At 60.1% G+C, this 24,816-nt stretch carries 29 protein-coding genes; 14 read left to right on the forward strand and 15 right to left on the reverse strand.

The features are described from left to right. The first annotated feature begins 107 nt into the window (after positions 1–107). The 3 genes from ACWHTU_RS13720 to ACWHTU_RS13730 are packed head-to-tail and all read left to right on the forward strand — an operon-like array spanning position 108 to position 1,802. Positions 108–524, forward strand: a complete 417-nt coding sequence (locus ACWHTU_RS13720; protein WP_447859938.1) for a LexA family protein — start codon at positions 108–110, stop codon at positions 522–524. 7 nt (positions 525–531) lie between these two features. After that, complete coding sequence (locus ACWHTU_RS13725; protein WP_447863367.1) at positions 532–795, forward strand: Y-family DNA polymerase; 264 nt, start codon at positions 532–534, stop codon at positions 793–795. After that, positions 681–1,802 (forward strand): Y-family DNA polymerase, encoded by a 1,122-nt coding sequence (locus ACWHTU_RS13730; RefSeq protein ID WP_447859939.1) that lies wholly within the window; start codon positions 681–683, stop codon positions 1,800–1,802. The genes ACWHTU_RS13725 and ACWHTU_RS13730 overlap by 115 nt, the downstream gene beginning before the upstream one ends. Positions 1,803–1,835: 33 nt before the next feature. On the opposite strand, the gene ACWHTU_RS13735 is transcribed toward ACWHTU_RS13730, so the two are convergent. The 4 genes from ACWHTU_RS13735 to ACWHTU_RS13750 form a co-directional block, all read right to left on the reverse strand. Further along, positions 1,836–2,363, reverse strand: coding sequence for an FKBP-type peptidyl-prolyl cis-trans isomerase (locus ACWHTU_RS13735; protein ID WP_447859940.1), 528 nt, complete (start codon positions 2,361–2,363; stop codon positions 1,836–1,838). A gap of 94 nt (positions 2,364–2,457) precedes the next feature. Further along, on the reverse strand, positions 2,458–2,757 hold the full coding sequence (locus ACWHTU_RS13740) for an RNA recognition motif domain-containing protein (RefSeq protein ID WP_447859941.1): 300 nt from the start codon (positions 2,755–2,757) through the stop codon (positions 2,458–2,460). A gap of 587 nt (positions 2,758–3,344) precedes the next feature. After that, positions 3,345–3,518 (reverse strand): hypothetical protein, encoded by a 174-nt coding sequence (locus ACWHTU_RS13745; RefSeq protein ID WP_447859942.1) that lies wholly within the window; start codon positions 3,516–3,518, stop codon positions 3,345–3,347. A 121-nt stretch (positions 3,519–3,639) separates the two neighbouring features. Next, positions 3,640–3,939 carry a hypothetical protein gene (locus tag ACWHTU_RS13750; protein WP_447859943.1) on the reverse strand — a complete coding sequence of 100 codons (300 nt, stop codon included), beginning with the start codon at positions 3,937–3,939 and terminating at the stop codon, positions 3,640–3,642. A gap of 288 nt (positions 3,940–4,227) precedes the next feature. Between ACWHTU_RS13750 and ACWHTU_RS13755 the strand changes: the two genes are divergently transcribed. Beyond that, positions 4,228–5,763 carry a M28 family peptidase gene (locus tag ACWHTU_RS13755; RefSeq protein WP_447859944.1) on the forward strand — a complete coding sequence of 512 codons (1,536 nt, stop codon included), beginning with the start codon at positions 4,228–4,230 and terminating at the stop codon, positions 5,761–5,763. Between the two features lie 14 nt (positions 5,764–5,777). Here the strand turns inward: ACWHTU_RS13755 and ACWHTU_RS13760 are convergent, their stop codons facing one another. Beyond that, a complete protein-coding gene (locus ACWHTU_RS13760) occupies positions 5,778–6,164 on the reverse strand; it encodes a hypothetical protein (protein ID WP_447859945.1) in 387 nt (128 codons plus the stop codon). Positions 6,165–6,272: 108 nt separating this feature from the next. Between ACWHTU_RS13760 and ACWHTU_RS13765 the strand changes: the two genes are divergently transcribed. The 6 genes from ACWHTU_RS13765 to uvrA all read left to right on the forward strand — a co-directional run bounded on the left by ACWHTU_RS13765 (position 6,273) and on the right by uvrA (position 13,878). Then, positions 6,273–7,832 carry a TolC family protein gene (locus ACWHTU_RS13765; protein ID WP_447859946.1) on the forward strand — a complete coding sequence of 520 codons (1,560 nt, stop codon included), beginning with the start codon at positions 6,273–6,275 and terminating at the stop codon, positions 7,830–7,832. A gap of 100 nt (positions 7,833–7,932) precedes the next feature. Beyond that, complete coding sequence (locus ACWHTU_RS13770; protein ID WP_447859947.1) at positions 7,933–8,565, forward strand: CPBP family glutamic-type intramembrane protease; 633 nt, start codon at positions 7,933–7,935, stop codon at positions 8,563–8,565. An 81-nt stretch (positions 8,566–8,646) separates the two neighbouring features. Then, the gene (locus ACWHTU_RS13775; RefSeq protein ID WP_447859948.1) at positions 8,647–9,660 is read left to right on the forward strand and encodes a ribonuclease Z; all 1,014 of its coding nucleotides are present in this window, start codon (positions 8,647–8,649) and stop codon (positions 9,658–9,660) included. A gap of 171 nt (positions 9,661–9,831) precedes the next feature. Beyond that, the gene (locus ACWHTU_RS13780) at positions 9,832–10,170 is read left to right on the forward strand and encodes a DUF3147 domain-containing protein (protein ID WP_447859949.1); all 339 of its coding nucleotides are present in this window, start codon (positions 9,832–9,834) and stop codon (positions 10,168–10,170) included. A 259-nt stretch (positions 10,171–10,429) separates the two neighbouring features. Beyond that, on the forward strand, positions 10,430–10,702 hold the full coding sequence (locus ACWHTU_RS13785) for a hypothetical protein (protein WP_447859950.1): 273 nt from the start codon (positions 10,430–10,432) through the stop codon (positions 10,700–10,702). 290 nt (positions 10,703–10,992) lie between these two features. After that, positions 10,993–13,878: an excinuclease ABC subunit UvrA gene (gene uvrA, locus ACWHTU_RS13790; RefSeq protein WP_447859951.1), complete on the forward strand. Its 2,886-nt coding sequence runs from the start codon at positions 10,993–10,995 to the stop codon at positions 13,876–13,878. Between the two features lie 77 nt (positions 13,879–13,955). On the opposite strand, the gene ACWHTU_RS13795 is transcribed toward uvrA, so the two are convergent. From ACWHTU_RS13795 to ACWHTU_RS13820, 6 genes are all read right to left on the reverse strand, one after another. Further along, positions 13,956–14,534: a YqgE/AlgH family protein gene (locus ACWHTU_RS13795; RefSeq protein ID WP_447859952.1), complete on the reverse strand. Its 579-nt coding sequence runs from the start codon at positions 14,532–14,534 to the stop codon at positions 13,956–13,958. A gap of 46 nt (positions 14,535–14,580) precedes the next feature. Next, positions 14,581–15,372 (reverse strand): nitrilase-related carbon-nitrogen hydrolase, encoded by a 792-nt coding sequence (locus tag ACWHTU_RS13800; protein WP_447859953.1) that lies wholly within the window; start codon positions 15,370–15,372, stop codon positions 14,581–14,583. Positions 15,373–15,480: 108 nt separating this feature from the next. After that, on the reverse strand, positions 15,481–15,834 hold the full coding sequence (gene smbP / locus ACWHTU_RS13805; protein ID WP_447859954.1) for a small metal-binding protein SmbP: 354 nt from the start codon (positions 15,832–15,834) through the stop codon (positions 15,481–15,483). 109 nt (positions 15,835–15,943) lie between these two features. After that, entirely contained in the window at positions 15,944–16,822 is an 879-nt protein-coding gene (locus tag ACWHTU_RS13810) for a sulfurtransferase (protein WP_447859955.1), read from the reverse strand. 31 nt (positions 16,823–16,853) lie between these two features. After that, positions 16,854–18,143, reverse strand: coding sequence for a hypothetical protein (locus tag ACWHTU_RS13815; protein WP_447859956.1), 1,290 nt, complete (start codon positions 18,141–18,143; stop codon positions 16,854–16,856). After that, positions 18,140–19,084 (reverse strand): histone deacetylase family protein, encoded by a 945-nt coding sequence (locus ACWHTU_RS13820; RefSeq protein WP_447859957.1) that lies wholly within the window; start codon positions 19,082–19,084, stop codon positions 18,140–18,142. Before ACWHTU_RS13820 ends, ACWHTU_RS13815 begins: the two co-directional genes overlap by 4 nt. Positions 19,085–19,206: 122 nt before the next feature. Between ACWHTU_RS13820 and ACWHTU_RS13825 the strand changes: the two genes are divergently transcribed. Further along, the gene (locus tag ACWHTU_RS13825) at positions 19,207–19,521 is read left to right on the forward strand and encodes a tetratricopeptide repeat protein (RefSeq protein WP_447859958.1); all 315 of its coding nucleotides are present in this window, start codon (positions 19,207–19,209) and stop codon (positions 19,519–19,521) included. A 20-nt stretch (positions 19,522–19,541) separates the two neighbouring features. Here the strand turns inward: ACWHTU_RS13825 and ACWHTU_RS13830 are convergent, their stop codons facing one another. Then, on the reverse strand, positions 19,542–20,399 hold the full coding sequence (locus tag ACWHTU_RS13830; RefSeq protein WP_447859959.1) for a hypothetical protein: 858 nt from the start codon (positions 20,397–20,399) through the stop codon (positions 19,542–19,544). 51 nt (positions 20,400–20,450) lie between these two features. Next, on the reverse strand, positions 20,451–20,792 hold the full coding sequence (locus tag ACWHTU_RS13835) for a hypothetical protein (protein WP_447859960.1): 342 nt from the start codon (positions 20,790–20,792) through the stop codon (positions 20,451–20,453). A 136-nt stretch (positions 20,793–20,928) separates the two neighbouring features. On the opposite strand from ACWHTU_RS13835, the gene ACWHTU_RS13840 reads away from it, so the two are divergent. Then, entirely contained in the window at positions 20,929–22,746 is a 1,818-nt protein-coding gene (locus ACWHTU_RS13840; protein ID WP_447859961.1) for a M3 family oligoendopeptidase, read from the forward strand. A gap of 174 nt (positions 22,747–22,920) precedes the next feature. After that, positions 22,921–23,133, forward strand: a complete 213-nt coding sequence (locus ACWHTU_RS13845; protein ID WP_447859962.1) for a (2Fe-2S)-binding protein — start codon at positions 22,921–22,923, stop codon at positions 23,131–23,133. 123 nt (positions 23,134–23,256) lie between these two features. Here the strand turns inward: ACWHTU_RS13845 and ACWHTU_RS13850 are convergent, their stop codons facing one another. Further along, positions 23,257–23,859: a flavodoxin family protein gene (locus ACWHTU_RS13850; RefSeq protein WP_447859963.1), complete on the reverse strand. Its 603-nt coding sequence runs from the start codon at positions 23,857–23,859 to the stop codon at positions 23,257–23,259. A gap of 132 nt (positions 23,860–23,991) precedes the next feature. Beyond that, entirely contained in the window at positions 23,992–24,177 is a 186-nt protein-coding gene (locus ACWHTU_RS13855) for a hypothetical protein (RefSeq protein ID WP_447859964.1), read from the reverse strand. Positions 24,178–24,309: 132 nt separating this feature from the next. On the opposite strand from ACWHTU_RS13855, the gene ACWHTU_RS13860 reads away from it, so the two are divergent. Continuing rightward, entirely contained in the window at positions 24,310–24,816 is a 507-nt protein-coding gene (locus ACWHTU_RS13860; RefSeq protein WP_447859965.1) for a DUF192 domain-containing protein, read from the forward strand.

A 24,816-nucleotide genomic window follows, 5' to 3' on the forward strand; every position in this document is an offset into this window, starting at 1 on the left:
TTCATCCCTGCAAGGCGCGACGACGCCCGTTGCACCCGATCGCCGTTCCGATTACCATTTCGAGTCAAAGGTCATCCTGCAGCATCATGCTGCCGGAGGTCGCTGCCATGTACACGTCTGAGCCAGACCGATCCATTGCCTGCGAACGACCGCTGTTCGTCGCCGCAGTTCCCGCGGGATTCCCTTCGCCGGCCGACGATTACGTCGAGGGAACGCTCGATCTCAATCGACATCTGATTACGCACCCGGCCGCGACGTTCTTTGTCCGCGCAACCGGTGATTCGATGATCGACGCCGGCATCCATCCGGGCGATCTCTTGATCGTGGATCGGGCACTGAGGCCGACCGAGGGCCATGTCGTGATCGCGGCGCTCGACGGAGAGCTGACGGTGAAACGCCTGGAGCGGGTCGACGGTAAACCGGTGCTGACGGCGGGCAATCGACGCTATCCCCCGATCCGACCGTGCGAGCATCAGAATTTCGAGATCTGGGGCGTGGTAACCTACGTCATCCACAAGGTTTGACTCCTTGATGCAACCGGTCTTCGCCCTGGTCGACTGCAATAACTTTTACGTCTCGTGCGAACGCGTCTTCGACCCGTCGCTCGAAGGCCGACCCGTCGTGGTCGGCTGTCGAACAACGACGGATGCGTCGTCTCCCGGTCCGACGAAGCGAAGGCCTTGGGCATCACGGTCGGTGTTCCGGTCTATCAGATTCGCGCGCTCATCCGGACTCACGGTGTCAAACTCCTGTCTTCCAACTACTCCTTGTATGGAGACATGTCCCGACGGGTGATGGACACATTGGAGCAATTCAGCCCGGAGGTAGAGGTCTATTCGATCGACGAGGCGTTCCTGAATCTTTCCGGCTTGTCCCGCATCAACCGGACCGAGTACGGCCGCCGAATTCTCATGACCGTGAAGCAATGGACGGGTCTGCCGGTCTCGGTCGGCATCGCGGAAACGAAAACGTTGGCCAAGCTAGCCAATCGGTTCGCAAAACGAGCCGCTGAAAGCGCTGGAGTGTTGGACCTCATCGACGCGCCGAATCGAGAACCTGTTCTCGCTGCCACGGCGGTCCGGGACATTTGGGGGCTGGGAGAGCACATGGCCCGCCTGCTGGACTCACACGGCATTTGTACGGCCTTGCAGTTACGCGACGCGGACGAACGGTGGATCGGAACACATCTGGGCGTCGTCGGGTTCAGGATCGTGCGGGAGCTGCGCGGGCTGGCCTGTTTTTCGGTGGAACGCGTTCCTCCGCCCAAACAGAGCATCGCCGTCTCCCGCATGTTCGGGCGTCCCCTCGAATCCTTGGAAGAACTCCGCGAAGCCGTCGCGGCCTACACGGCGCGGGCTGGGGAAAAGTTGCGTCGGGAACGCTTGCTCGCCGGAGGGTTGTGGGTATTCCTGACGACAACCCGGCCCACGGACGACTTGCGCGACTCGCAGTCCGTGTTTCTCGATCTGCCGGTTCCCACCGAGGATACCGGCGATCTCATTCGTTGCGCCCTGCACGGAGTCGAGCGCGCATTCACGTCCGGATGCCGGTACAAAAAAGTGGGCGTGGTGCTGACAGAGTTGACGCCTGCGGATCGACGACAGCTCGACCTGTTTGATCCGACCGATCGCGAGAAATCCCACCGCCTCATGCAGACCCTAGATCGTCTGAATCAACGGATGGGTGCGGGGACGATCCGTTATGCCGCCGTCGGACTGGCTCCATCCTGGCATGCGAAGTTCGCGTACCGTTCGCCTGCCTACACGACGCACTGGCAGGATCTTGTTCAGGCGCGCGTCTAAGCAGACGTCCAGGGATCAGGGCTGGCCGGGTAGCTAAGGCTTTTCACCCTGTCCTTCAGACGCTGGTTTCTCCACTTTGAGCACCGTGACGTCGAAGACGAGATGTTTGCCGGCGAGCGGGTGATTCAGATCGAGCACGACGGTTTTCTCCTTCACCTCCAACACCTTCACCGGCCGGCCGTCAGCGGACTGCAACCACGTGCCAGGCTTCACGTCGGTCGGCACGTGACTTCTCTCAACCTCCACCCTGGCCCGCAGACTGTATGGGCCAAAGCCTTCCACCGCCGACACCTCCACCCGCTTGCTCTGCCCGGCCCTCATACCGACCAGCGCCTTTTCCAGTCCAGCGACGATCTGATGCGCGCCTTGGACAAACGTTAGCGGGCTTTTGCCCACGTTTGAATCGACCGCCGTCCGATCCGGCAGTGTCAGTGTATACTCCAGGGAGACCACGAGCCCGTCGGCGACGGCCAAGCCGTCTTCGGCGCGGACACAACTGTTCCCGGGGAGGACACCCAGAAAGCCGGCGACGCCGAGCACCCCCCACACCGCCCGCCTCATTCGTTCTTCTCTCCTCCAGTCGGAACGCTTGAAAGAAAACGGGGCCGCCATCCGACGCGGAAGGCGACCCCGGAGGCTGCGAGGACCGTTTCGATCAGCGTCTGCCGCCGGCGTTCGCGCCCATTCGGCCGCCGCCCGAACGCGGCTCCTGGGGGCGCGCTTCGTTGACGGTCAGGGTGCGGCCGCCCAGTTGGGTGCCGTGCAGCGCAGCAATCGCGGCCCTGGCTTCTTCGTCCGTGGCCATCTCCACGAAGCCGAAGCCCCGAGACTGACCGGTAAATTTATCGGTGATGATCCGCGCCGATTGCACGTTCCCGTGCGCAGCGAACAGCTCGCTCAACTGCTGCTCGGTCGTGGAATACGGCAACCCCCCAACATAGATCTTCGAACCCATCGGGTTCCTCCTTTGCGAAAGTGATATTGTCTTGGATGCGAGAACGAACGAAGGAAGGAACGGCCCGAAGACGCGACCACTGCGGCGACTTAGGTCTGGCTTCCAATCAGATCCCGGACACTACCAAAACAACATCGGTTCAGGCCCTCCTGCTTTCCCGCTCCGCTGCCGGGCCCATGACAACCGAGCGACCTCACTCTAACGCACGGGATGCGCAAAAGCAAGTCGGAGGCGATTTGTAACTTCAGGTTTCGGTAGGCGGCCGGGGGGAAAAACAACGGGATCGCATGAACATTGTCGAATGGCAGGGTCGACCGGCCTTGATCCCATTCCGAGCGCAGGTGCATAGTCAGATCCCGATATTCACACATCATTCTTCATTCTTACAGGCCGTCAGCCATCAGCAGGCGGTAGCAGGCCTAGCCTAGGTAGCAAGAAGGCGGACAGGAGCACATTGGGCGCGCCAAAGACGGTCACATCGGTCTACGCCTGCCGGGTTCCGGCGGAACCATCTCCCAAGTTCAGCAAGAAGAAGCTCAGCGGTGTGCTCCCCTCCACCGTTAATCGAAGTTCCAAAGTTTGAAAAGCTAGTTCTCGTCCTGTTGGGTGAGATTCTCCGCCTTTTCCTTCGGGCTCTCCGCTCGGATGACGTGCGCGAGCGGCGCGGTCACGCTTCCCACAAGCAAGGTCACCATCAAGATGATGGTCACGGCTGCGCCCCGACCGCGATACCTGGCGCCGCGTCCCGGTGCAACGCTCACTTCGTTTTTCTCCATCCCTCCCGCCATGGTCCGCACAGAATCGCCACATCCGTATCAGGTTGTGCCCCCCGGCGGCTGTAGCACGCTCCTCTCTCGATGCGACGAAAGATCTTAACCCCCCTCAAGACGGACCATCCGAACGGATCTCGCTCGTCTCGCCTTCCGCCCCGGACGCCGACCGTCGCGACGACTCCTTGATCCGAAGAATCTCCTGCTGCAGCCGATCTCGTTCTTGTCGGACCCGTCGCAGACGCTTCCAACGATCCCACGTCCACCATTTGAGCCGCTCTTTGAAGTTGACAGTGGGCGGCGGCACATTGCCGACTGGCGCCTGCTGAAACTCATACCCCTGATGCGTATCGCGCCTCTGGACGTACCGCTCATAGAGATGATCGTATAAGCCTTGCCTCGGCTCGCTCATGGCTCAGCCCCTGATTTTGCTTCCAGCAACGATCGCCACTCCGCTCACTCGGTCACCAGCCTGGAACAGATGAATCCGTGACAGGCGCAGACGGTCGGCTTGTCACGGCAACTTTGCCGGCGGCAGCCACTGGGATCCGACCCGGTCGCTCGCCTTGCGGGTACTCCAGGACGGTCAGAGTTTGGTTCGGAAGATCTCGGCAGTCACTCCGCCGCCATTGGATTACCTTGGAAGTCCGTGTCCGGCATGGTACCCTCCCGGCGCGAACCTACGCAACGGGGGAAAGGGATGAAGGTCACGCTCGTCGGTTTTGCAACCCTGTGGCTGCTGGCAGCCGGCATGGACATCGCGCCGGCCGGAGCCGAGGCCGACAGCGGCGCGCTCGCTAAAGCGCTCGATCGTGTTTCGGGTGAGCGCCTTCTGGCCGAAGTCGCCAAGCTCAGCAGCGAAGAATTCAATGGCCGACAGACCGGCTCGCCTGAAGACTTCTTGTCCGGTCTGTACCTGGCAAGCCAATTCCAGGCGATGAGTCTCGAGCCGCCGCGCGCGACCTCCGCGGCAACACAATCCGCCGAGCCCGTTCCAACCATGACCAGACCGGTCACGGTGACACAGATTGAAGACAGCCCGCTGCTCCAGTTTTCGCTCGGCGATCAGACCTTTCCACTCCGCCCCGGCTCGGACTATCTCCCCGTGTTGGATTCCCCGTCCATCGACGCCGCCGCTCCGCTGGTATTCGTCGGTTACGGCATCTCCGACCCGGATTGCGGGTACGACGACTACGCCGAGCTGGACGTCAGCAACAAGGTTGTCCTGTTTTTGCGCGGGAAACCGGAACGTTATCCCCACCACGCGACGCATGCCGACAAGGAACGGACCGCGCGGCAGAAAGGCGCGATCGCCTATCTCACAGCGACAGGCCCGATTCTGAGCGCCTATGAAGCGCGGCGCGGCCTCTCGGGAAGGCCCAGCGCCTTTTACGGAGCAACCGAGGGAGAGCAGGTGTTGCCCGGCGCGTGGATCGGCACGGAGGTGGCGGAACGGCTGGTCGCCGGCCAGGGATCGGATGGCAAGACACTGCGCGAGCTGCAGGAAGCGTTGAACCGCGATCCGACCCCTCGGTCGTTTGTGACACGCGCGCTGGTCCGCATGAAGTGGATCAGTCGGCGGGCGCCCGGCACGCTCTACAATTTTCTGTTCCTGCTGCCCGGCCACGACCCTATTCTGAAAGACGAGATCGTCATTCTCGGCGCGCATCGCGACCACTTTGGCCGGCAGGCCGGGCTGTTGTTCGCCGGCGCAGACGACAACGCATCCGGCACTGCGGTGTTGCTGGAGGTCGCGCGGGTTCTGGCCCAATCAGGATTGCAACCCAAGCGCTCGATCCTCTTCGCCTCGTTCAGCGGAGAAGAACAGGGGCTGCTCGGATCCACGCTGTACGTCAGCCGGCCGGTCTTCCCCCTGCAGCGCACCGTCGCCATGATCAACGTCGATCACGCCGGCATCGGCAATGGCCGGCTTACCGTCGGCGTCACCGGACTCGACAAGTCGGTCGTGGCCAGGGCTGGCCAGGTGGCAGGATTGACCGACCACGTGGATCTGTTCGGGTTCTTTCCGGGAGGTGATCATGTGCCGTTCAAAGAAGCCGGTATCCCAACGGTCACTGTGGTCACCGGCGGAGTCCACCCGCACTTCCATCAACCGTCCGATACGGCGGACACCATTCAGCCCGACTTGCTCCGGACGGCAACCCGGTACGTGTTGGCGCTGACTTGGGGATTGGCCAACCAAGAAAGGCTAACGGCACAAGACAAGGGGCGATAGGCGGGGGCCGGAAATTACGGAATCTCATCGAGCAGGGTGGATTGGATCGGCGGAAGTGGTGGAGGTTGCCGCGGAGGCCCCGGCAGCACGATCGGCGCCCCAACTTGGTTCGCCCCCTGAATCAGTCCGATGGAGAGCTGCGGGCCCAAGGTCGTAACGGCGCCGCTCCAGGCCTGGCCGGTCGTGGGATTGCGGAAGTTGAAGGATTGAAAGTTGTTGCCCGGATTGTAGAGATAGCCCTGGGTCCCTTGGTTATCCAGGTACAAACTCCCAGGCCCGGTCAAGGAAAACAGCACGCCCACGCCGCCATCGAAGGAACGCACGCCCGACACCGTCTGCGCCTTCGCAAGGAGCGGAAACATTGCCAGCAAAACTGCCGCCAGCCAGGTCAGGATTCCCATCGCATGTTCCCTTCGTCACCGCCTCCGTGAGCCGAGTTCACCGATGACACTTTCTTTTTAACGCATTATAGTATGGGGTCTCTTTCGAATCCAGATCAAGGAGGCTTTATGAACACACATCGCACCGAAGTGCTGATCGGAGCCATCCTGACCTGCTGGACGTTCATGCCCTTAGATGCATGGAGCACAATGCCACAACCGGCGGCGCCATCGGCGCCATCGGAACGGCGCGAAGCCGTTTCACTAGCCGATGCCGCGCTGCGGGCGTTGCAAAATAACTTGGACATCACCATCAGCCGGCAGACGAAGGAGAGCCGTCTCAGCGACATCATCATTGAGCAGGCGAAGTTCGATCCCACTTTCAGCCTGAACGGTCAATACAACCGGGTTGTCAATCCGCTGAACCGGCCGGTTTTCGGCGGCACGGGATTCTTCTTGAACGAAATCACCACCTTCGACCAACGCAGCCATTCGGTCACTGTCGACTTGACTCAAAACCTCTTAACCGGTGGAAACCTTGACCTCAATTACAGCCCGCAGCGAAGCAACGTCAACGCCAACGTCGCGACCGGCTTTCTCTTCAACCCGGCCTATACCGGCGGGCTGGCGCTCACGTTCACGCAACCGCTGCTCCGCAACGCCGGCGTGGAGGTCAACAAGACCTTCATCAAGATCGCCCAGAACAACGCAACGGTCGAGGAGCACGTCTTTCGGGATCGGGTCATGACCGTACTGGCGACCGTCGAGCAAACGTACTGGGAACTCGTCTTCGCCAATGAAAATCTCAAGGTCGCGCAGGCCGCGTTGAAGGCGGCCGAGGAACTGCTCGCAAGCAATCGCGCCAAGGCGAAAGCCGGGGTAATGTCGATCGTGGATGTCCTGCAGGCGGAAGCGGCGGTCGCGTCCCGAGTCGAACAGATCCTGATCGCCGAAAAAGCCATCCGCGATCAGGAAGATCAACTGCGCCGGCTGCTCAATCCCTCGGAAGAAGAACTGCGGCAGGACGTCCGTTTGGTGCCGGTCGACCAGCCGGTCACCACGTTGGAGCCGATCAGCCTGCAGGAGGCGATCGATGTGGCCATCGAGCGACGGCCCGAGATCGTTCAAGCGAGCAAGAACGTCGAGACCAGCGAATTGAACATCAAGTTCGCCAAGAATCAGCTTCTCCCGACCCTCTCATTCCAGGGCACGATGGGATTGGCGGGATTGGGCAACGACTATCCGGATTCCGTCAGCAAAAATTTCAGCGGCGATTTCTACAACTACGGTGCCGGCCTGGTGCTGAGTTACCCTTTGGGCAACCGCTCCGCCTGGAGCACCTACAACAAACGCCAACTTGAAGCCAGAAACGCCCAGGCGTCGCTGCAGAGCGTGCGGCAGCAGATCATCGTCGGCGTGCGCGAAGCCGTACGCCGCGTGCAGACGGACTTCAAACGGATCGAGACGACCCGCTCGGCCCGCATCATGGCGGAAAAGCAACTACAGGCCGAGTTGGAACGGTTGAAGGTCGGCTTGAGCACCACTCGCTTCGTGTTGGACTTCCAGCGGGATTTGGCCACCGCGCAGGCAAATGAATTGCGGGCGATCGTGGACTACAACAAGTCGCTGTCCAATTTGGCGCGCCACAAGGCGACGACGCTGGAACGCTATCACATCGAACTGCAGTAGCGGTCTTGTGCGGGCGACCGCCGAAAGCGCAGCTGGCGGCCAGGGCTCGGACACGTCGCCGGCCGCTGAGCGGACCGCGGCTCTGGCGCTCCTCCCCGTCATGGCTACTGCGCTGTTCTACACCCTGCCGGCGGAACTTCAACGGGACACGCGGTTTCAATTTCTTCCACAAGCCCTCGCCTACCTCGCGCTAATCGCATGGAGCTTTCGGAACACCGGCGTCGTCGAACGCCTGGGGCTGAAGATCGATCGTTTCCCGGAAGGCGTCCGTTGGGGCCTGGTCACCGGGTTGCTGCTCGGCGCCGTGAACACGCTGGTCATCCTGCGCCTGACTCCCTGGCTCGGCCAAGACATCGCGTTCCTTAAGGACACACCGCATGCCAAGGTCCCCGTCGCGCTGATGGTACCGTGGACCATTGTTCTCATCGCGGTTTTCGTCGAGCTGAACTTCCGCGGATTCGTACTGGGCCGCCTGTTGGCGCTCGGGAACACCGCGCTCGGCGCGCACGCCGACCGATTCGCTCCGGCGGCGGCGACCATGGCCAGCGCGCTGACGTTTGCCTTTGACCCCTTCCTGGTGGCAACCTTTCATTACCTCCATTGGATCGCGGTCTGGGACGGTCTCGTTTGGGGAACGATCTGGATCCGTATGCGAAATCTCTATGCGACGATCGTTGCCCATGCAACCGAGGTCCTGGTGATGTACCTCGCCGTCAGGGCAGCGCTTACGTAACAATTGCCTCGGTCGCTCATGGGCGATTGCGTCACGGTCTTTCATGGATCAATGATTCGATGATTCAATGACTCCATTCCGATGAATCCCTCGTTTTCCAGCTATCTCGTCAACGATGTTTTCGGCGACCCCGGCGTGTTCGTCGAAGTCCGCTGGTCCAAACGCGCGCTGCTCTTTGATCTCGGGGAGAACGCCGCGCTGGGGCCCACACGCCTGCTGCGAGCCAACGACATCTTCGTCTCTCACACCCATATGGACCACTTTATCGGCTTCGACAAGCTCCTGCGGGTCGCGCTGGGGCGCGGCAAGACCCTGCGGCTGTACGGTCCGCCGGGGCTTATCGCCAACGTCCACGGCAAGCTCACCGGCTATACCTGGAATTTGGTGAACGGGTCCCCTCTCTCCATCACCGTCCGAGAGTTTCACCCGTGCGAAATCAAACAAGCCGCCTTTTTCGCCACGGACGGGTTCGCCCGGCATGAAGACCCGCCACAGCCTCGTCAGACGGGGGGAACCGGCGCCTTCCCGGTGCTCGAAGACCCGATGTTCACGGTACTCGCTGTTCCGTTGAACCATCGCGTCCCCTCGTTCGGCTACGCTCTGCAAGAACAGTTTCACATCAACGTCAATAAGCAGCGCTTGCATGACGCCGGCCTGCCGGTCGGCTCCTGGTTGAAAGACGTCAAGCAATACCTCTGGCAGGGCAAACCCGACGACTTCCGATTCACCGCGACCTTGTATTTCGAGCACCATCGCCAGGACCTGGAGTTCGTGCTGGGAGAGGTGCGCGAACGGTTTCTGACCATTACACGCGGCCAGAAGATTGCCTACGTCGTGGATGCCCGGTACGATGATGAAAATGAAGCCAAGATCGTGGACTTGGCCCGCGGCGCGGACGTGTTTTATTGCGAGGCGCCTTATTTGGATCGCGACGCCGACAAAGCTTACGAGCGGTACCACCTCACCGCCCGCCAAGCGGGGCTGATGGCCAGGAAAGCCGACGTGCGGGAACTGGTCGTCTTTCATTTTTCGCCGCGTTACACGGGCATGGGCAAGGAGATTGTGCGAGAAGCGATGGAGGCGTTTAAAGGATGAGTTAGGAAAGTCACAGGTGTCAGGAGCGGGACCTGCCTCCGACCTGCCGGGCATCCCTCGCGCTTCTTCGCTTGCAACAGCTCAAGGGGCCCCTCGGATCGGCCGTATCCGCAAATGAATCAGACCGTGCTTGGACCGTTACCCTTTGAAGAAGGAGAGGAATTAAATTAGATGAGCGAACTGGCAAAATACGGACTGTATTTTGTGCTGGGCGGTTTGTTGGTGACGCTATCCACTTACCTCGGGGCGCAAGGGCGAGGCTTCTTGGCGGCCTTCGTCAGCACCTTTCCGGCCATCACCGGCGTCACGATCGTACTGATCTACCTCAACGGCGGGAACGAACCCGCGGAAATTTACGCCAAGCACCTCCTCTGGTTGGTGCCCGCCTGGCTCGTCTACGTTGGCTTTCTTATCCTCGGCATCCAACGCCTCGGCTTCTGGCCCGCCATGGCCGGCTCGCTCACCCTCTACATGTGCTGTGTCTGGCTGCTTAAGCTGGCACTGCGATGACCGATCCACGTGGAAGGAAGGGCGGTCACCTTCTCCAGACAGGCAGATCCAAGACGAACTGGGCAGAGCAAGCAAATCCCACCCGTCATCCCGGAAGTGGAGTCGGCTGATTTCTTCGAGGGCTTCCAAAAAGGTGCCGAGGGTGTGCGTCACGGAGTTGCCGGCTTCATAAAGAGAGGAGCTCCGTGGACGGCCCTGAGCCGGTCGGCCCGGCTGTTCCGCTCACATTCCGGCAAAACCGCGCAAGCGTCCGTTGCCAATGCAGGGCATCGGGCGATTCCGCCATAAGCTCCTGGCGGTCCAGAGAAAAGGGCGGGTCGAATTCATGTGCGCGATCAAGCCACATCTGTTCCATCGCCGCCAGCCGCTCCTGGCCGATGTTCAGGTGCGTGGCCCGCTCATTCAGAACCGCGAACAACCCGCCGACGACGCCTTCAATGTGACGCGCTGGAAGAGCGTCGATGCAGGCACGGACGACGAGGTATTTGTGAAACAGGAATACCTTGGCGTTGATGCAGGCTTCGCCGGCTGACGGATCATAGGACCGCGCCAGTGCCCGTAGGGCTTCAGTCGACTGCCCATCAAGGCTGGACTCCAGGAGGTCGGCTAACTGTCTGCCGAGTTGCAGATACTCACAGCCTGCAAGGGCTGGTTTAGACGTTCTCAGACAGTCTAGCCCGGCCGCGCTCAAAGAGCCAGCAGTCATTCACGAGCCTGCGGCCCGTTATTCTCACCTGATCTTTCTCGCACATCCGGCGTCGGTTGCGTCGGCTGTGGACGCTTGCTAGGATGTTGAATTCAAACAATTCGAGGGCTTTCTCTGTGTCTGAGACCCCGAATTCACATCATGCCTTTAGCGACCTGATCGTCGAAGGCGCACGGCAGAACAACCTCAAGAACATCTCGCTCCGCATCCCGCACAACGCGGTCACGGTCATTACCGGCGTGTCCGGCTCGGGCAAGTCGTCGCTTGCATTCGAGACCCTCTTCGCCGAAGGCCAGTGGCGCTATGTGGAATCGCTTTCGACCTACGCCCGCATGTTCCTGGAGAAGGTGGATCGTCCAGACGTCGATCGTCTGATCAACGTCCGCCCGGCCATCGCGATCGAGCAGAAGAACCCGGTTCGTACAGCTCGCTCGACGGTCGGCACAGCGACCGAGATTGCCGATTTGCTCCGCTTGCTATTCGCCAAGGTCGGGCGGCCGGTCTGTCCCGATTGCCACGAAGAGGCCCGCGGGTTTCATCCCGGCTCCGTCACGGACGATCTCCTCGTTCGTTTCCCCGATGCCCGGGCTATGATTCTGTTCCCGATCAATGACCTGGGGCCGGGACATGACCGTACCCTGGTGGAGTCCCTGCTGCGACGAGGCTTCACCAGGCTCAAATGGGGCGACGAGATGGTGGACCTGCTGCCGGGCGTTATGATTCCACGTCCCCCTCACTCCAACCCTCTCCCGCGCAAGGGAGAGGGTCGAAGCGAAAGGAAAGCTAACCTCCATGTCGTTCTCGACCGGCTGGTGATCAGGCCCGACAACCGCAATCGACTGATCGAAGCGATCGAGACGGCGTTTCAGGAAGGCGAGGGACTTTGTCGCGTGGACGTGATCGGGCAGGGTTCGCAGACCTATAGCACGCATTTCCGCTGCCAGCGGTGCGGCCGCACGTTCGAGCCGCTCAGGCCGGTCCTCTTTTCCTTCAACCATCCTTTGGGCGCCTGTCCGGAATGCAAGGGCTTCGGGAACATCCTCCGCTACGATGAAGATTTGGTCGTTCCGGATCGCACGCGCTCGCTGGCCGAGGGTGCCATCGAACCCTGGACGAAACCCGGCACGGACTGGTGGCAGAATCAGATGCTGCTGGCCCTGAAGCGGCGCGGCGTGAACCTGTCGACGCCCTATCACAAGCTCCCGGACGAGGTACGCAGGCTTCTATGGGAAGGCGATGACAAGCTCGAAGGCGTTCGACAGTTCTTTGAGTATCTGGAAACGAAGCGATACAAGTTGCATGTCCGGGTGTTCTTGAGCCGCTACCGCAGCCCCTTTCCGTGCCAGGCGTGTGAAGGGACCAGGCTGAAACCCGAAGCCCTGTACGTCAAAGTAGCAGGGCGGAACATCCACGAAATTTCCGAGATGACCGTGCAGGAGGCGGCTGCCTGGTTCAGCACATTGACGCTCTCGGACTTCGAAGCCCGCGTGGCGCACGACATTCTGCACCAGATCAGAGACAAACTCGGTTTTCTCTTGCGTGTCGGGCTCGGCTACCTGACTCTGTCCCGCCAGACGAAGACGCTGTCGGGCGGTGAAGCACAGCGGATCACCTTGGCGAACCAACTCGGCGCCCGTTTGGTCGGCACCCTGTACGTGCTGGACGAACCGACGATCGGCCTGCATGCCCGCGACACGGCCACGCTGGCCGGCATCCTGCGAGAGCTGGCCGCCCACGGCAATACCGTCGTGGTCGTCGAGCACGACCGGCAGATGATCCTGGCCGCCGACCACATCGTCGAACTCGGCCCCTGGTCCGGCGAGAAGGGCGGCGAGGTCGTGTGTGCCGCCCCGCACGAGGCGTTTTTGCAGGACCGCCGCTCGCTCACCGCACGATACCTGCGGGGCGAGGAATCCATTCCGATCCCTCGTACGCGCCGATCCGGGAATGGAAAGACCTTGGTGCTCGCCGGCGCCAGCGAGCACAACTTGAAAGACCTTATGGTCAAGATCCCGTTGCGGATGCTGGTCTGTGTCACTGGTGTCTCGGGATCGGGTAAAAGCACATTGGTAAAAGAGACACTCTATCGCGCGGTGGCCCGCGCGTTCCGCGTGGAGTCGCTGCCGATGGGCCGGTTCCGCGCAATCAGGGGTCTGGAATACCTCAAGGGCGTCCGGATGATCGACCAGCAACCGATCGGCCGCACCCCGCGTTCTAATCCCATCACGTACTTAAAAGCCTTCGACGAGATCCGCGCGCTCTTCGCGTCCACGCCGGACGCCCGTCGCCTGGGGCTCACCGCCGCGCATTTCTCTTTCAACACGGCTGGCGGCCGCTGCGACCGGTGCGAAGGCAACGGCTACGAGAAGCTCGAAATGTATTTCTTCGAAGACATTTATGCGACCTGTGAGGAGTGCAACGGCCGGCGGTTCAAGCCAGAGGTCCTGAGCGTTCGCTTCCGTGGGAAGACCATCCACGACGTGCTGGGCATGACCGTGAACGAGGCGCAGTCGTTCTTTTCCGGCTCGCCCAAGTTGACCGAAAAGCTCTACCTACTCTCGTCGATCGGACTGGGCTATCTGCGACTGGGCCAACCGGCCACCACCTTGTCCGGCGGCGAAGCGCAGCGGCTGAAGATCGCCGCCGAGTTGGGAGGAACCGGGGCCCGTCCGAACCGCCGGGGACAGGCATCGGCCTCAGGCCGGAGCCAGTCCCCTGATCTGCTCTACATCATGGACGAACCGACCACTGGCTTGCACTTCGAGGACGTGAAAAAGTTCCTCGCCGTCCTCCATAGACTGGTCGATGCCGGCAACACGGTCGTGGTGGTCGAGCATAACCTCGACGTGATCAAAACGGCCGATTGGATCATCGACCTAGGCCCGGAGGGAGGCGAGCAGGGCGGGCGAATCGTGGCGGAGGGCAGACCGGAACACGTTGCGCGGACAGCCGGTTCGCACACCGGCCGATTCCTCGCTCAGGTTCTTGCAGAAACGGCCTGACCTTTGTGCTGATCCGAAGAAGGGCCGACGGTGGGCAAGACCTGCAAGAGAACGAATCTCGTCCAATTGCTGGGAGCTTAATTCAAGCTGGGATCAAACGGCATATCGGCGTAATGGCGGAACGGTTCGCCGAGCGAGGCGAGGATGTCGGGCCAAATCATCGCTGGCTCCTTTTCAAAGACGATCTCGGGATCTGCCGGCAACGTAATCCAGGAGCCGGTCTCCATTTCCCGCTCGAGTTGGCCGGGTCCCCACCCGGAATAACCGAGATAGGCGCGAAAGGCCTCGCTGCCCTTCGAGCTCGTGAGGATGCGCTCCAACACCGCCAGATCTCCGCCCAAGCAAACGCCATCGAAAATATGGTGCGAATTCTCCGGCACCTGATTCAGCCGGTAAAGCAGCATGATCTGATTGGTTTGCACCGGACCGCCGGCGAACAGCACATGCTTCTGCCCTTCGAGGACCGGCACCTGCGGCAAGGCTTCCGCGATATGCACGGCGGTCGGCCGGTTCACCACTACCCCCAGCGCCCCCTCCGGCCCATGCTCGCAAAGCAGGACCACGGTCTGTCGGAAATTGGGATCACGTAAGGCCGGCGAGGCGACCAGGAAAATACCTTTGCCGAGTGGGGCCAGCATCGGAACCCTGTGTATCATCCGTTCTTCCATCTGCGTGTCTGGCTTCACTGGACGGCGCACCCCGTCACCTGGCGTAGAGGTCCGGGCGACGCCCCTGCAAAAGATCGTTGTAGGGATTGAGAGATTTCTTGCGGGCTTCGGCGGGATCGATCTCCAGCACCGTCACTTCCTCCCGATCGCGCGAAGCCCGGTGAAGAATGCGGCCGTTGGGCGCGACAATTTCGCTGCTGCCGATAAAGGTCAGTCGGTCTTTTCCTCCCCGCGCCTCGCTGCCGATCCGGTTGGCCGTGATGCTGAACACCCGGTTCTCCAGACAGCGTGTCACCATGGCGTCCGGACAATGGGGCAGCACCAAGTTGGACGGATGGCAGAGAATGTCGGCCCCTTTTAGCGCCAGGGTCCTTGCCGATTCCGGATAGAACCAGTCGAAACAGATGAGCACGCCCACCTTCGCTTCTCCGATATCCCACACCCGAAAGCCCGTATCGCCTGGGAGAAAGAACAAGGTTTCTTCGAAAAACAGATGGGTTTTCCGATAGCATCCGAGGAAGCCCGAGGGTCCGACCACTACCGCTGAATTATAACACCCGCGCTCACCGCGTTCCGCGAGACCTGCCACCACGTACATGCCCCGGCTGCGGGCCACCTCGATGAGTCGCGCGGTGGTCTCTCCGTCAGGAACCGGCTCGGACAGGCGCTCGACTTCTTCCTGTGACGCAAATTGGTAGCCCGAGGCGAAGAGTTCCGGCAGCACCATGAGGTCGCACTCGACCTCGTGCAGACGCGCAACCACCTGGTCGAGATTGCGTTTGATCTCGCCGAACACCGGATTGAACTGGTAAAAGCCAACCTTCATGGGTAAGCGTCATGAGGCCAGTGGTCGCGGCAAGGAAAAGAAAACAACAAGAGGCGAAGGAATGTGTTGTATCTCTAGCCCCTCGCCTCTTGCCGCTGGCTGGTATAGCTATTTCACTTCGGACAGATGCGTCACCGCGCTTTCCGCCGCCTTGGTGGCAACATCCGCATGGCCCGCTTTGCCGTGCTCCACCGCGTCCTTCAATCCCTTGATGCCTTCGTCAAGATGGGGGCTTTTCACTTCTTTCTGCGCGGCCTCGGCATGCTTCAACGCGCCTTCCGCGTGCTTGACCAGCGCGTCCGCGTGCCCCTGTTTCCCGTGTGACACCGCCTCCTTGGCGTGTTCGATCGCTTCAGACACATGCTTATTGCTCGCCAACGCTGGCCCACTCGTCAATGGAACGGAGATGAACACCATCATCACGCCGCCGATCATTGCTCCGCGGAAAATTGAGCTGCGCATAATCGACCTCCTCGATGGATGTGTGCGATACCCAGCCCGAACGTGAACCCCGCACTATTCGGACCTCTTGCCCACGCTTGATTCACCATACACACGGCCCTCCGCAGTGTCAAGAAGGCTTACTGGCTTCATCGTATCCGAGAATTTTCTGCAACATTTTGAAATCCTTCTCAACGGGACAGGCGAAATCCCGGCTCCATTCCCACCACGACCCGGGATAGTTGCGCACCTTGGGATATCCAGCCAGTTTGAGGATGAAATAGAGCCATGCCGACCGGACGCCGCCGGTGCAGTAGCAGACAATCTGATGACTGTCTTGCAAGCCCTTTTCTTCGAGCGACTCCCTGATCTTGACCAGATCCTTGACAGTGGCATCCGGATTGAGGAACCCGTTCCAGGGCACATGGATCGCCGACGGGATATGGCCGGGCCGAGGGATCCCGGACACCTCCTTTCCCAAATACTCTTCGAGGCTCCGAGCATCGACGATCATCGTCTCCGGATGGGGCCGGCGGACGATCTGTTTCAATTCATCCTTCATGATGATGAGCTCAGGGACCGGTTGCGCATTGAACGAGCCAAGTCGCGGTTTGACCCGTCCGTGCTCGAACGGCCGTCCTTCCTGGGTCCACTTCACCCATCCTCCGTCCAGGATTTTGAGGTTCTGATGGCCAAGATATTGCAGCATCCAGAACATCCGGCCTTCGTCCCCCCAGTTGTCAAACGGATTCGAATAGATCACCACATCGCTGTCGTTGTCGATACCCAACGCACGGAGTTTCTGCTCGATCCGGGACAGATCGGGGTCCAGCAGCCCCTTGGCGACCGCGTTGGGATCGCTATACTCGTGCCACGTGGAATGGACCGCACCAGGGATGTGGCCGCCGAATTCGTAAGCCGCCCGGCCGCGCACGTCGATGATGACAAGTCCGGAACGGCCCAGGTTCTGGTAGAGGGTTTCCGTGTCGATCAACCAAGGATGCGTCATACTTGTTCCTCGTGAGTCTCTTCGATCCTCGTTAGCCTTGAGCATTCAGGAGACAGCTCTTTGACTGAGACTGACGAACGAAAGCTGACAACTGACGGCTCTCATGGCTCAGCACCGCTGCCAAGTTTCCTGAAAGCGGGAAGTCACGCTCATAAATGGTAAACGCATACGGGTCATCTGCCGTCAACCCGTATTTTTTCCGCAACATCTCGTGTTGCCCGTCCGTCAGAATGTGGTACCGCACTCGGGTTTTCAGCGTCAGCCGCTCGGATCCGGCGGGAACCCGATATTCATAGGTATAGTCCCGACCGGCCAGGGGCAGGAGCCGATTATCGTACACCTCGATGATCACAGGCTGCCAGAGAATCCACCGGCCCATGGTCGTCACCTGCCGGTCCAGCACTTGCCCCGTGCCGTTTTCGACTAGAAATTCAACGGTAAAGTGGCGGTCCGGGTCGCCGGTAGGAATCTTATGGCCGGCTCCGGCGTTGATCAACGTCAACGTGAAACGGACGCGATCACCAGGTTTAGGGGAGGGCGGATCGGCCTTGACCTGAATCGCCACCGCCCGCCTGATCATGTCCGGATCATGCCCCCCGCGCCACAGGTGCCGACGCCCACGCCGGATCGGCCCTCCGTCCGCCGCCGGCCGGTCTACTTCTGGCATGTGACAGCTCTGGCAGATGAACCCCCGTTCCTGCATGAAATACTTTCCCTCATATTCCGCATACGTCCCGCAGGGACCGACACGATAGAACTGCGCCGGTCCCGACACGACGTTATGGCACCGATAGCAGACCTGCGCGGTGCGAAAGTTCGGATCGAATTGCGTCGGATGCGGTGCGACGGAATCGTCGAACGGGCCCAGGATGACACCGTTCCGGACATGACAGGCAGCGCACGTGACAGCTTCCTGTTGATATTCGGGATCGTACCGAGGGTTCGGCTCTTGGACCGCCTTCTCCACCCGCCCGCGCGGGATCTCTTTGATCAACATCGGCTGCTGATTCTCTAACGGCGTATGGCAGTTCAGACAGATCCAGATGTTGCCATCTTTCTTCCAGTAGGCCTGAAAAAACGGGTCCCGATAGGCATAGGCGTGAATGCTCGTTTTCCATTCCTCGTAGATTTCGCGGTGGCAGGTCCCGCAGGATTCCGCTTGCAGGCTCTCAAGGCCCTCGGGGACCTTCTGGTAAGGAATCGCCCGCGCATAGTCCGATCGCAGCCCGAAGATCACCACCGGTTTCACTTCGGTGTAATAAACATAAATCAGCGCGGCGGCGCCGACCACGGTCAGGACGATCGTTTTGGCGTTCTTCATACCTCCAACAGCGTGAGCAGATGACGTTCGACCGAGGCGGAAAGCGCGGCGAGATTGTACCCGCCTTCGAGGCAGGAGAGAATCCGTTTGCGGCTGTGGCGGCGCGCGATCGCGGCAACGATTCTGGTCAATCCGGCGTACCCCTCCTCGGTCAAGCCCATACCGGCGAGCGGATCATCCTTGTGTGCATCGAACCCGGCCGAGATGAGGACGAAGTCCGGCCTGAACGCGTCGGCCGCGGGAACCAGTACCCGCTGAAACACATCGAAATATTCCTGATCGCCTTCCCCAGCCGCCAGGGGCACGTTGATGGTAAAGCCTTCCCCCGGTCCCTTCCCTCGCTCCGTCGCGCGGCCGGTGCCAGGATAATGGGGAAATTGATGGGTACTAAAGAACAGCACCGACGGATCGTCGTAAAAACTGTGCTGCGTTCCGTTGCCGTGATGCACATCCCAATCGACAATCAGTACGCGACCGAGACCGTGTTTACGCTGGAGGTAGCGAGCGGCGATCGCCACATTGTTGAACAGGCAGAACCCCATCGCCCGATTGCTTTCCGCATGGTGGCCCGGCGGCCTGACGGCGCAAAAGGCGTGCTCCACCTGCCCAGCCATGATCGCATCGGCCGCAGCGAGCGCACCTCCCGCCGCCAGATAGGCGGCGGCCAGCGAACCCGGCGACATCGAAGTGTCCGGGTCGAGAGACACCCGGCCGCTCGTGGGCGCTCGTGATTTCAGATCCGCCACGTAGTCGGCCGTATGGACCTGCAAGATCCATTCATCGGGGGCAGTGACCGGTTCGATGCGGACCAGTTTCCTCATCGTGCCGGTGGATTCGAGCCTCTCTACGATGGTCCTGAGGCGCTCCGGACTTTCCGGGTGTCCCGGTCCCATATCGTGGTTCAGGTAAGCCGGATGATAGATGAAGCCGGTACGTCCCATAAGATACGCGTAACTCGATCACGATCGTAACACGCCGGAAATACGATAGACAACGAGGGCAAAGGCGTGATACGGTCGTTGCCGCTTCTCGCGGGTCGCGATAAGTAAGAAAGGGACAGCCGATGGCCAATCCGCGCATTGAACCGCTTAAGAAAGTGCTGGCGATCGACCCAAACGACGAGGTCGCCTGGTTCGGGTTAGGAAAGGCTTACATGGAGGATCAGAACTGGGACGAAGCCGTCAAGGCGCTGGAACGTTGCCTGAAGGTGAAGCCGACGTACTCTGCCGCCTATTATGCACTAGCCCAGTCGCTCGCGAAGCTGGGACGGATCGAGGACTGCCGCAGCATCTGTGACCAGGGAATCGAGGTCTCCACTGCGAACGGCGAGGCCATGGTCACCAAGAATCTGACTCTGCTGAAGGAAAGTTTTCGCTGATCTCTGCCCATCTGCAGAATTTACAACAAGCGCGCCAAGGTCTCACGCTGGACCTCGCTCATAGGAAACCCCGCCCATGGATTGGTGATTAGCACGCGCACCCTCGGGGACATCGACTGTCGACACGACCGCTCCACCACTAGGACGTTGGCCAGCCGGATGCCGGATCGCGAGACCATCGGTTCGACTTCCCACAACGACAATAACACGGCGCTGAGCTGGGGCAGCTTGGACAGGAAAAGGGTCACGGTGCCGGCCAGCAACTTCAGATCGACTTCCTCGACCTTCTGTCGCTGCTCCCTCCGTAATTTCGCATCGCTGCGGGGAACCGACACAGCCAGAAGCACCGGCGCATGATAGTCGGCCAACTGCTTGGCCTTCTGCGCCACTCTGGCCAGAACGCGGTCGATCAGCTTCTTCCCGTCCTCATTCCCTTCTTGTCCCCTTGCAGTCTCGCGATCCTGCCGCGCAAGAGACAGGGCTGGCCGGTGTCGGAACGCGCGACCCGCCATCGCCGTCACCTCGACGAACATACGTTCTTGCCCTACCACACACTCCAGATCGGCGGTTCTAGCCTGCGACTCGGGCAAGAACGCCACTGAAGCATTGGCGCGGATCAGCAAGGTTGCCAATTCCAACTCCGCCAAGGCCGATTCCCGGACCCCGCGGTCGGCGCTTGTCAGCCGATCGATCAGTCGCGTCAATCGGGCCCGGCTGGCGAAGTCGGCGCACGACCGGTGCAAGGACGTCCAGCGGGCCTCGATCTCTTTGGGAAGCCGACCGGCCCATGTGGGACGAAACGTTCGGCCTGGCTGCCAAGCGACGTCAGCGCGTTGCGGCGGATGACCCCGGTTCCACCTCCATCGAACACGACGCATTGCGGTGTCCCCAGAAACCCTGCCGCCGGTCCTTGAGGAGCACTCTATCGCTTACGTGTCTTGAGTGCCCAACCATTCCGGATGCTCTGCGACGATCGTCTCATACAGCTCGTCCAGCCACCGGCCAGCACAGCTCAGAATTTCGCGCACCACCGGCTCGGGTTGTCCGGTCCGCTTGATCGTCCATTGACAGACATATTCTAACAAGGCTTGACGCTCGAACCGGCACGAGGTCTGCATTGCCAGCGACGACAGTTCGCTCAATCCCGTGCGGATAACTTCCGCCACGGTTTCCCGCGCATACGAGGTGCTGGCCGTCACATATTGGACAGCACGGTTGATTTCCTGCTCCGTCATGGAACAGCGGCCGTTCCCAGCCGACGATTTTAGCATCGCCGCCGACTCTGTCAATGCGGCTTCCGGCGAGGTGGTCCACCGGCGTTCATCGGCTGATTGCAGTCGAGATTTCTGGTTGCGCTTCGGCTATGATACATGTCGCCGCCTTCAACGATTGGTGAGGGAATCCTTCATGCCTCTTGCCGCCGCGCGTACGCCGACGTCAACCAAAACCAAACATTCGGGTTGGCGACAGATTCCGGATCGGTGGGACTTGTCGCACCTTGTCGAACACCCGCTTCGAGATTTCGACCGGCTCATCGCCGAGTTGGACCGCAAGGTGACTGCTTTTGAATCCTGGCGCGATCGGCTGAATCCCGCCATGTCGAACGAAGCCTTCCTCGAAGTGCTTCGTCTTGATGAGGAAATTGCTACAGACTCATCGAAGCTGGGCGCCTATGCCTATCTCTGGTTTTCCGAGGACACGAAGAACTTGACCGCCCGGTCGTTTAAGACCAAGGTGGAAGAACGGTTGGCGGCGCTCCAAAATCGCTTGCTTTTCTTCGAACTCTGGTGGCAGGGCGTGGATGAAACGAACGCCGCCCGGCTGCTGGCTAGCTCCGGAGACTATCGCTATTACCTCCAAACCATCAGACGTTTTACCCCGCACACGCTGTCAGAGCCGGAGGAGAAAATTATCAACCTGAAAAACATCACCGGCCGAAGTGCGTTGAATACTCTCTATGAGGTGGTGACCAATGGGTTCACTTTCACGTTAACCATCAAGGGCAGACGCAGGACGCTCAACCGAGAGGAGTTGATGGCCTATGTACGAAGCTCTCTCCCCCGCTTGAGGGAAGCTGCATACCGGGAGCTTTACCGTGTTTTCGCGGCCAGTCATGACCTGATCGGCGAAATCTATAAGACACTGGTGAATGATTGGAAGACCGAAAATCTGCAACTCCGCAAGTTCGCCACGCCGATCGCCAGCCGGAATCTGGGGAATGATGTGCCCGATGCTGCCGTCACCGCACTGCTGTCGGTCTGCGCCAAGAACGCCGTCGTCTTCCAAGAGTATTTCCGGCTGAAGGCCCGCATCTGCAAGATCAAGCCGATGACCCGTTACCACATTTACGCTCCGCATCGGATCCACCAGAAGCGGTATCGCTACCCCGACGCCGTCCGGATCGTACTGGACGCTTATCGCGCCTTCTCGCCAACGCTGGCCGACCTTGCCGAACGCGTGTTCCGCGATCGCCATATCGATGCGAAGACGAGGCCCGGCAAACTGAGCGGGGCATACTGCTACAGCGTGGTGCCGGGACTCACCCCCTATGTCTTGCTGAACTTTACGGGAGAAGCTCGCGATATCGCCACCATGGCCCATGAGTTAGGCCATGCGGTCCACGGGATGATGGCGTCCCGCCATTCCGCGTTGGCGTTCCATGCCACCTTGCCGCTGGCGGAAACCGCCTCAGTGTTCGGCGAACGGATTCTGTCGGATGCTCTGCTGTCGCAGGAGCGAGACAAGGCGGTCCGGCAAAGTCTGTTGTTGTCACAACTAGACGACCTCTATGCCACTGTTCTTCGACAGGCGTACTTTGTCCTGTTCGAGCAAACCGCCCACGAGATGATCGCCAAGAGCGCCACCGTCAGAGACTTGGCTGCCTCCTACCTGGAAAGCTTGCGACAACAGTTCGGCAGGGCTGTGCGTGTCCCAGCCGAATTTCGCTGGGAATGGTTGACTATTCCCCATCTGTTCGCCAGCCCCTTTTATTGCTATGCGTACAGTTTCGGCAACTTGCTGGTCTTGGCGCTCTATCGGATGTACAAGGAGCAAGGCTCCGCCTTCATCCCGCGCTACCTGGCTCTCTTAGAGGCTGGAGGATCCAGGAGTCCCCAGGATATCCTCTCGGAGGTGGGTGTCGACATGACATCTGAAGTCTTTTGGCAGGCGGGGTTTGAAACAATCAAAGAGATGATTGAGCAGCTTGCCAGAACCGCCCCATAGTTTTGACGACTGAGAGCTGAATAGCTCCGCCGTTCCCGCGTTGATCCCCGGCTCGAGCACAACTCAAGCACCCTCTTGACGGAAAGGGGAAAAGGTTGTAAAGTTTGATTGGTTGATAACGGTTATCATAATCGTTTTTCTATCGGTGCTTTACCTGTCGTGAGGCTCACATCGATGTATGTCTGTCTCTGCAAAGGGCTTACCGAATCGGATGTACGGGCAGCCGGGCGAGCCGGCGCGGTCACACCCTGCCAGTTAATCGAAACCTTTGGCCTGAAGAAGAACGGCTGCTGCGGTCGCTGCGCCAAGAACATCCACGAATTCGTTTCTCTGGCAACAAGCCATCTCACCACTCCCCGTCGCAATTCGGCGACGCCGGCTTCCTAGCCCGCCGGGGAGAGAGGCAGCTTGTCGTCCACACCGGCCGCTCCACTTCACTGCGGAAACCGAGGAAAAGTCGCTGTCGTCCGCTCAGTGAGAAGACCCGGGAAACGGCCAAAGGGCCATGGGTTATTGCACCATTCCCCGTTTCACAATCGCTGCGACCTCGGCGACGCGTCGGCCGAGCACTCTTGCGTCGGCGAGTTCGTTCTGATCGATACCCGGACTTTCCCCTTCGGTCGTCGCTGAGGCGCCGAACGCCCCACCCCCGCTGACCACGATCATCTGGTTGCCCAGCATCGCAGCCAAAATGGTCAGCATCGTGACTTCCTTACCCGATGAAATCTGCCCGCCGGTTGCAAAGGCCGCCCCGATCTTGTTGCGCATCTTGAACTCCGGAAAGACGCCGAACTTCAGCTGCCAGTTGTCGAAGAACGTCTTCACCTCTCCAGCCATATTTGACCAATAGACAGGGGAACCGACGACGACGGCGTCAGAGGAAAACAGATCATCGCCAGTGACCAGTCCCACGCGTTTCAGCACGACCAGCGTTCCCGGGACACTCCTCGCTCCTTCGGCAACCGCTTCGGCCATCTTCTCTGTGTTCCCACTCAGGGAATGATATGCGATCAGCACCTTAACCGGTGATAGCGCTGTCTCCGCCGACTCGACGCGACCGCCGAGAGCGACGGCAACCATCAAGAAGACGATGAATCCGACTGTGAGGCGCATACGGACTCCTCCTCAGTAACTGCGATCGATCGAACAAGCACGGAAAACAGGAACGCGACAGGTGGGGGATGAGACAGGCACGCGCGCCGTTGGCAACCGACGGCGAGGTTGACCGCATCGACCAGGATTCGACTAATACCGGACGATTTCTTCGTCCATGTGTTCTTCGACGGAAATCTCAGTCAATGAGCCGCGGTAATCGCACTTATGGCAACGAATCCGCCACTCCTCGAGCCATTTTTCCTGGACGTAGGACTGGTTGCACTTGGGACAGACAAACACGCCTTTTTTATAGATGACCCTGCGCTTTGCCTTCATGCCGCTCCCCCTTCGTAGGAGTTATGTCAGCGTAAAAAACAACATGGCATAGGTACTGACAAGATTGCAAGAGAGGGCGCGGCGCCGGTCGTGACCTTGACAGTCGAAAGACGCGCCGACTACGATGCGTCCATGCGTATCCCTCATTCCAGTTCGCTGAGTCGCCACCGTCAGGGCATTCTCGCGTTGAACCTGGCCATCTTTCCCTTCTTGGCAATCGCCAGCGTCGCCGCATGGGCTGTTCTCTCCCGAGTTTCCGCGGAAGAAGGTCTCATTCCTGTGAAAACGCCGGTCGGCGTCGTCATCTATGCGGAGCTCGCCGATACGACCGAGAAGCGAGCGCGTGGACTGATGTTTCGAAACAGCCTAGCCAAAGATCGGGGTATGCTGTTTACGTTCACTGAGCCAAAGCCGTGGACCTTCTGGATGAAGAACACCAAGATCCCGCTGGATATCATTTGGCTGGACAGCAAAAAACGCATCGTTCACATCGAGCGGAACGTACCCATCTGCACGCGCACCGACGACGCCTGCCCCCAGTACCAACCGACCGAAGACGCGATGTATGTACTGGAAATCGCCGGCGGGATGGCCGATGTCTTGAAGCTGCAGCGTGGCGCCACGCTACAGTTCCCTTGA

It is taken from the genome of Nitrospira calida, from assembly GCF_976986435.1.

Coding starts and splice junctions, on each gene's coding strand:
- ACWHTU_RS13830 (WP_447859959.1), bottom strand. CDS start 20,399: ATGCGTCGTGTTCGATGGAGGTGGAACCGGGGTCATCCGCCGCAACGC.
- ACWHTU_RS13825 (WP_447859958.1), top strand. CDS start 19,207: ATGGCCAATCCGCGCATTGAACCGCTTAAGAAAGTGCTGGCGATCGAC.
- ACWHTU_RS13785 (WP_447859950.1), top strand. CDS start 10,430: ATGCAGGGCATCGGGCGATTCCGCCATAAGCTCCTGGCGGTCCAGAGA.
- ACWHTU_RS13765 (WP_447859946.1), top strand. CDS start 6,273: ATGAACACACATCGCACCGAAGTGCTGATCGGAGCCATCCTGACCTGC.
- ACWHTU_RS13855 (WP_447859964.1), bottom strand. CDS start 24,177: ATGAAGGCAAAGCGCAGGGTCATCTATAAAAAAGGCGTGTTTGTCTGT.
- ACWHTU_RS13770 (WP_447859947.1), top strand. CDS start 7,933: ATGGCTACTGCGCTGTTCTACACCCTGCCGGCGGAACTTCAACGGGAC.
- ACWHTU_RS13755 (WP_447859944.1), top strand. CDS start 4,228: ATGAAGGTCACGCTCGTCGGTTTTGCAACCCTGTGGCTGCTGGCAGCC.
- smbP (WP_447859954.1), bottom strand. CDS start 15,834: ATGCGCAGCTCAATTTTCCGCGGAGCAATGATCGGCGGCGTGATGATG.
- ACWHTU_RS13850 (WP_447859963.1), bottom strand. CDS start 23,859: ATGCGCCTCACAGTCGGATTCATCGTCTTCTTGATGGTTGCCGTCGCT.
- ACWHTU_RS13860 (WP_447859965.1), top strand. CDS start 24,310: ATGCGTATCCCTCATTCCAGTTCGCTGAGTCGCCACCGTCAGGGCATT.
- ACWHTU_RS13735 (WP_447859940.1), bottom strand. CDS start 2,363: ATGAGGCGGGCGGTGTGGGGGGTGCTCGGCGTCGCCGGCTTTCTGGGT.
- ACWHTU_RS13820 (WP_447859957.1), bottom strand. CDS start 19,084: ATGGGACGTACCGGCTTCATCTATCATCCGGCTTACCTGAACCACGAT.
- ACWHTU_RS13845 (WP_447859962.1), top strand. CDS start 22,921: ATGTATGTCTGTCTCTGCAAAGGGCTTACCGAATCGGATGTACGGGCA.
- ACWHTU_RS13835 (WP_447859960.1), bottom strand. CDS start 20,792: ATGCTAAAATCGTCGGCTGGGAACGGCCGCTGTTCCATGACGGAGCAG.
- ACWHTU_RS13810 (WP_447859955.1), bottom strand. CDS start 16,822: ATGACGCATCCTTGGTTGATCGACACGGAAACCCTCTACCAGAACCTG.
- ACWHTU_RS13725 (WP_447863367.1), top strand. CDS start 532: ATGCAACCGGTCTTCGCCCTGGTCGACTGCAATAACTTTTACGTCTCG.
- ACWHTU_RS13740 (WP_447859941.1), bottom strand. CDS start 2,757: ATGGGTTCGAAGATCTATGTTGGGGGGTTGCCGTATTCCACGACCGAG.
- ACWHTU_RS13795 (WP_447859952.1), bottom strand. CDS start 14,534: ATGATACACAGGGTTCCGATGCTGGCCCCACTCGGCAAAGGTATTTTC.
- ACWHTU_RS13780 (WP_447859949.1), top strand. CDS start 9,832: ATGAGCGAACTGGCAAAATACGGACTGTATTTTGTGCTGGGCGGTTTG.
- ACWHTU_RS13840 (WP_447859961.1), top strand. CDS start 20,929: ATGCCTCTTGCCGCCGCGCGTACGCCGACGTCAACCAAAACCAAACAT.
- ACWHTU_RS13750 (WP_447859943.1), bottom strand. CDS start 3,939: ATGAGCGAGCCGAGGCAAGGCTTATACGATCATCTCTATGAGCGGTAC.
- ACWHTU_RS13775 (WP_447859948.1), top strand. CDS start 8,647: ATGAATCCCTCGTTTTCCAGCTATCTCGTCAACGATGTTTTCGGCGAC.
- ACWHTU_RS13720 (WP_447859938.1), top strand. CDS start 108: ATGTACACGTCTGAGCCAGACCGATCCATTGCCTGCGAACGACCGCTG.
- ACWHTU_RS13760 (WP_447859945.1), bottom strand. CDS start 6,164: ATGGGAATCCTGACCTGGCTGGCGGCAGTTTTGCTGGCAATGTTTCCG.
- ACWHTU_RS13815 (WP_447859956.1), bottom strand. CDS start 18,143: ATGAAGAACGCCAAAACGATCGTCCTGACCGTGGTCGGCGCCGCCGCG.
- ACWHTU_RS13800 (WP_447859953.1), bottom strand. CDS start 15,372: ATGAAGGTTGGCTTTTACCAGTTCAATCCGGTGTTCGGCGAGATCAAA.